The 5,529-nt window shown below is 51.0% G+C and carries 5 protein-coding genes; all 5 read left to right on the top strand.

Annotation, left to right across the window (positions count from 1 at the left end; all coding sequences use genetic code 11):
* The coding region (locus AC5OW4_RS14175) for a GNAT family N-acetyltransferase (RefSeq protein ID WP_493677119.1) at window positions 1-307 on the top strand (307 nt) is incomplete at its 5' end.
* Window positions 304-1,206 carry an ABC transporter ATP-binding protein gene (locus AC5OW4_RS14170; RefSeq protein WP_195396433.1) on the top strand — a complete coding sequence of 301 codons (903 nt, stop codon included), beginning with the start codon at window positions 304-306 and terminating at the stop codon, window positions 1,204-1,206. The genes AC5OW4_RS14175 and AC5OW4_RS14170, both read left to right, overlap by 4 nt.
* The gene (locus AC5OW4_RS14165) at window positions 1,181-3,199 is read left to right on the top strand and encodes a hypothetical protein (RefSeq protein WP_195396434.1); all 2,019 of its coding nucleotides are present in this window, start codon (window positions 1,181-1,183) and stop codon (window positions 3,197-3,199) included. Before AC5OW4_RS14170 ends, AC5OW4_RS14165 begins: the two co-directional genes overlap by 26 nt.
* A 61-nt stretch (window positions 3,200-3,260) precedes the next feature.
* Window positions 3,261-3,935, top strand: coding sequence for a response regulator transcription factor (locus AC5OW4_RS14160; RefSeq protein ID WP_072684300.1), 675 nt, complete (start codon window positions 3,261-3,263; stop codon window positions 3,933-3,935).
* The gene (locus AC5OW4_RS14155; RefSeq protein WP_295769489.1) at window positions 3,919-5,385 is read left to right on the top strand and encodes a sensor histidine kinase; all 1,467 of its coding nucleotides are present in this window, start codon (window positions 3,919-3,921) and stop codon (window positions 5,383-5,385) included. The genes AC5OW4_RS14160 and AC5OW4_RS14155 overlap by 17 nt, the downstream gene beginning before the upstream one ends.
* Window positions 5,386-5,529 lie beyond the last annotated feature (144 nt).

Below are 5,529 nucleotides of genomic sequence, written 5' to 3'. Positions count from 1 at the left end.
CGTCGGGATTATGATCGGCGAGCGGAACTATCACAATCAGGGCTGCGGCAGCGAAGCGCTGGCGCTGTTATGCGATTACTGCTTTAATCTTTTAAACTGCCACAGCGTTCATCTGGAGGTCTATTCGTATAATCTGCCGGCCATCGCCTGTTACAAAAAGGTGGGCTTTCAAGAATGCGGACGCTATCATCAGGCGAAGAAGATCGGCGGACAGTGGTACGATTGCATCCAGATGGAACTGTTTGCGGAACAGTTTGATTCCCGCTGGGTAAAACCTGCCGTAAAGCGCAGGCAGGGAAACGCATGATCATCGCAGAAAATCTCGGCAAGAAATTCCGGAATAAAACCGTGATCCGGCAGATGAACTGTGCTATCAAAGAGGGCAGCATCTATGGGCTGGTCGGCGCCAACGGAGCGGGGAAGTCAACGTTTTTGCGGATGTTGGCGGGGGTGTATCAGCCCAGCGAAGGCAAGGCCGAGATCAATGGGGAAGCGGTGTTTGACAACGCGAAAATTAAAAAGGAGATCGTCTTCATCCCTGATGAGCTGTACTTTTTTCCCAACTACAATTTCCGCATGATGGCCGATTATTACGCCAGTCTGTACGAACATTTCGACCGCCACCGCTTTCAGATGCTGTGCGATCATTTCAAGCTCGACACTGAGGCGCGGATTCAGAATTTCTCCAAGGGTATGAAGCGGCAGGGCGCGCTGATTCTGGCGCTGTCGACCCGTGCCCATTATTTCTTCTTTGACGAGACGTTTGACGGTCTGGATCCGGTCATGCGCTCATTGGTGAAATCAGTGCTGTCCGAGGACGTCGCGCAGCGCAGCTCAACCGTCCTTTTAACCTCGCATAACCTGCGGGAGCTGGAAGATCTGTGCGATCACATGGGCTTGCTTGTAGAAGGCCGGATCATGTTTGAAAGCGACATTGATTCGTTAAAAACCGAGATGTTCAAGGTTCAGATCGCGCTGCCGGACAAAACGTTCGACCGCGATGAATTCCGTCAGCTCAAGGTGCTGTATTACAAGAAAAGCGGTTCGATCGCAACGATGATCGTCAAAGGCGACCGTGAGCTGGTCACCGACGTACTTCGCAGCAAGCAGCCGATCATCCTTGATCTGCTTCCGCTGTCGCTGGAAGAAGTGTTTATTTATGAAATGGAGGGATACGGCTATGAGTTCGATTCGCTCCGTCTTTAATTTTAAAGTATTCTGGCAGAACTTCCGCAGCGCGCAGGGACTGCTTCTGGTGGCGATGATCATCTACCAGGCCGGAATTTTAATCAACTGTTTTTCGCTCAGCCGCACGCCGGGAATGACCCGGGTCGTCGCGTTTTCCGAAATCTCGGGAATTATCAGTCTCTGCGCCTGTTTTCTGCTTCCGATCGCTGCCTGCGTGACGCTGTTTGATTTTCTTTTCAGCAAAAAGAAAAGCGACCTTGTGTTTTCCTCACCGATCCCGCGCAAAACGCTGTACTGGTCCAACTGGGCCGGGGGCATGATTTTTCTGTTGATCAACGTTTTGATCGCTTCGCTGATGCTGCATGTCACGCTGCTGCGCAATCCGCAGCTGATCGTCGAAAATGGCGTCGTGATCCGGTTTCTGATCTTATGGGGCTTAAGCATGATGATGGTGTATTCGTGCTGCTGCCTGGCGGTGTCGCTGACCGGCAACCGGTTTGTGCAGTTTGTGCTGGTCGCGGTGCTGACGTTATTGCCAGGGTGGTTCCACTATACGTTCCAGACGCAGTTTTACAATTATGATCAGCTGTCCCAGGTTGACTATTCAAGTCAGAAAGCGACGGAAACGCTGACCAATCCTTATTCCATGCGGATTGTGCAGGATGAGGGAAAAGTGGATACGCTGCCATATATCGCTTTCGATCAGTTGATCAGCAGTCTTTCCGGGATGCGTCAGTCGTTCAGGGTGACGGATTACAACAACCACACAGCGTTCAGTTACAGCCGCTGCTGGATCATGCTGATCAATCTGCTTGCCGCCTCGGCGTTGGGCAGCTGGGCGTTTATCCGGCGCAAGGTCGAGGTAGCGGAGACCTCCTTTATCAGCGAAGCCGCGCATGAAGCGGTGCGGATTGCGGCGTTTGTGCCGATTTTCTACACGCTGGGCATGAAAGACTGGGTTTCGGCAGTTTTATATGCCGGAATCTTGTTGATTTTATATCATCTTTACGATTATCTGGCGCGGCGCGAATTCATCAGCCTGCGCAGGACGCTGATCAGTTTTCTGGCGGTCGTGGCGATCGCGGCACTGATCCGTTTTCCGATGCGGATTCTGGTCCGCCGGGAAGCATCGCGGCAGATTTCAATCGAAGACGTCAGCGCAGTCGCGCTGGCCCCGGCCTCCACGCTGGGATCGCGTCAGCATGAGGCGCTTTTACAGCTCAAACTGGACGATCCGGAGCTGATCCGGCTGGTTTTTCAAAGCAATGTCAACAGCGAATACACCGAAGGTTCAATTCATATGATCGTCCGGTTTTACCAGGGCCGCGGCTACTCTGATTTCTACGTTAACTTCGCGCCGGAACAAATCCCGCAGCTGGAAACGCGGTTAGGCGCCAACGATCAATATCAGCTGCTTTACCGCAGCCTCGATCCGCAATCGGTCTACTGGATTGAAGCCAACGGGATTTCGGCCGGTCTGGATAAAGCCGAGGTCGATCAGCTGGTCGCACAGCTGCAGCAGGAACAACAGCAGCAGAATTTTGCCGATCTGCTGCATGAAACAAAACAGATCGCCTGCCGTCAGTCCGACGAGTCCTATTGCTTTTTAAGCCTGACGCTGGTCTCGTTTGAAAACGGCGAGCGGACGGAACAGAATGTCGATCTGCTTCGTTATCAGTCGGTATTTCAGCTGTACAGTTCGTTTGTCAACCAGCAGTTTTTAAAAACCTATGCCGATAACGTGCGCTTTCTGAATTTTTACAGCATGTACGACAATCAGCTCGAACAGATCCGGCAACAAACCGATTTGGATTATGAAAGTTTTAATCTCCGGCTGTCTCAATGGCTGAACGAGAATCTGCCGACTCAGCTGCAGAAAGCGCCGCTCTCTTCAGAAGAATTCCTGTCGATCACCTATTATGATTCTCAGCGGCAAAGTCAGGGGGCAATTTTTATCGAGAAGAACGAGAAGTGGCAGGAATTTGTCAGCTCATTAATTCAACCTGAATAAAATTCACTTAAAATTCACATCGTCAGGGTAAAATAAAAAAGAAATCAGGAGGTGCATCCCAATGGTCAAAATCTTGGTGGTCGACGACGAGCAGCGGATTCGCGAGATGATCCGCAAATATGCGGAATACGAGGGCTTTGCGGTGGATGAAGCCTGCGACGGTCTGGAAGCGGTCGACAAGGCGCTGAAGGAAAACTATGATCTGATCGTCATGGATATCATGATGCCGAATCTGGACGGTTTTTCAGCGTGCCGGGAAATCCGCAAAACGCATGAAACCGTACCGGTTATTCTGTTGTCGGCATTGGGCGAGGAATACGATAAAATTCATGGATTCGATTTGGGCGTCGACGATTACGTTGTCAAGCCGTTCTCGCCGAAGGAGCTGATGATGCGGATTCACGCGATTTTAAAGCGGACCTCCCAGAGCGAGAAAAAAGAGCTGATCAAGATCAACGATCTGACGATCGACTTCACCGGGCGGATTGTGAAGATCAAGGATGAGAAACTGAATTTATCGCCGAAGGAATATGATCTGTTATTCTATCTCGTTAAAAACCGCGGGATTGCGCTGACGCGGGAGAAGCTGCTTCAGAATGTCTGGGGCTATGACTTTTTCGGCGATGAGCGGACGTTGGACACGCATATCAAGCTGCTGCGTAAGAATCTGCGGGAATACAGCCGCTACATTACGACGCTCAGAGGGGTAGGCTATCGTTTTGAAAACGGAAACTAGTCTGCAATGGAAGCTCGTTAAATATCTTCTGGCGTTTGTGATCGCGCTGTTAGCGCTGCTATGGCTGTTTCAGGTCGTTTTTCTGGACAGTTTCTATCAGCGGTTTAAGATCGAGGGCATTGAAAAGATCGGAAATACGCTGGCGGCGAATCTGCAGAGCGAGAAGTTTACGGAAATTGTCGCTCAGCAGGCCCGCCAGAACGACGCATGCATCCGCGTGCTGCACGGCATCTATCAGATTCAGACGACCAATACGATGGGCTGCCAGATCTATAATCTCAAGAACAGCGATATCGCTCATTACATCGCGTTAGCGGAGGCCAATGGCGGCGATTATCTGGATATTCAGTCGGAGCAGGTTGTCAGTGAACTGCCCAACGGGAGTTTGCTTTTTTCGAATAAACAAGGATCGCGGAATTTGATTTACTTTAAAATTGTTGAGGACAACAGCGCGCTGAAAACGATCATTATGGTCAATACGCATATCTCCCCGGTCAATGCGACGACGGAAACGCTGCGCACGCAGCTCAGCTATATCGCGCTGATCGTCATCATCGCTTCGCTGGGACTGGCCTATCTGATGTCCCGCAAGATTGTCAAACCGATCGTCAACATCAATCAGAGCGCCCGGCAGATGGCGGAGGGAAATTATGATATTGTCTTCACCGGCCGGGGGTATAAGGAAATCACACAGCTTAATGATACGATGAATCACACGACGCGCAAGCTGAAGGAAGTAGATCAGATGCGCCGGGATCTGATTGCCAACGTCTCGCATGATCTGCGCACGCCGCTGACCATGATCAGCGGATATGGCGAAATGATGCGCGATCTGCCGGGTGAAAACACGCCTGAAAATGTTCAGGTTATCATCGACGAAGCGCACCGGCTTTCCAATCTGGTCAACGATCTGCTGGATCTGTCGAAGCTGCAGGAAAAGAAGATAGAGCTGCATGTCCGGAATTTTGATCTGACGCAGTTGATCGAAACGGTGCTGCACCGATATGAAAAGTTTACGACACAGGACGGCTTTGATATTCAGTTTCAACACACCGAATCTGTTGTGGTCAACGCCGACCCGGATCGTTTAGGTCAGGTCTTGTATAATTTCATTAACAACGCGATCAACTATTCGCTGGAGGATAAACGGATCGTAATCCGTCAGACAATCGTCGATGGTCAGGTGCGCGTGGAAGTGGAAGATCATGGCGAAGGGATCAGCGAAGACAAGCTGAACTATATCTGGGACCGGTATTACAAGATTGATAAGACGCATAAGCGTTCCAGCGCCGGCAGTGGAATCGGACTGGCGATTGTGCGGGAAATTCTGGAGCTGCACCAGGCCCGATACGGCGTGCGCTCCCAGGTCGGTCAGGGCTCGGTGTTCTGGTTTGCGCTTCCGCTTGCGGCGTCTGCGCCGCAGGAAAAGTGTGCTTCGGAACATTCCTGACAGGTTGACTGAAATGTTTGTCAGTATTTGTTTCAAAATAAAGATCAGTTTTGACGCAGGCGCCGTGAACGAGGGCCTGCGTTTTTTTCGTGTGCCGGGCATGGCATACATCTAGTTGGTGAAAATCCAACCACGGGTATTTAC

It is taken from the genome of Holdemania sp., assembly GCF_986127675.1.
This window is presented reverse-complemented; position numbering and strand designations above follow the sequence as displayed.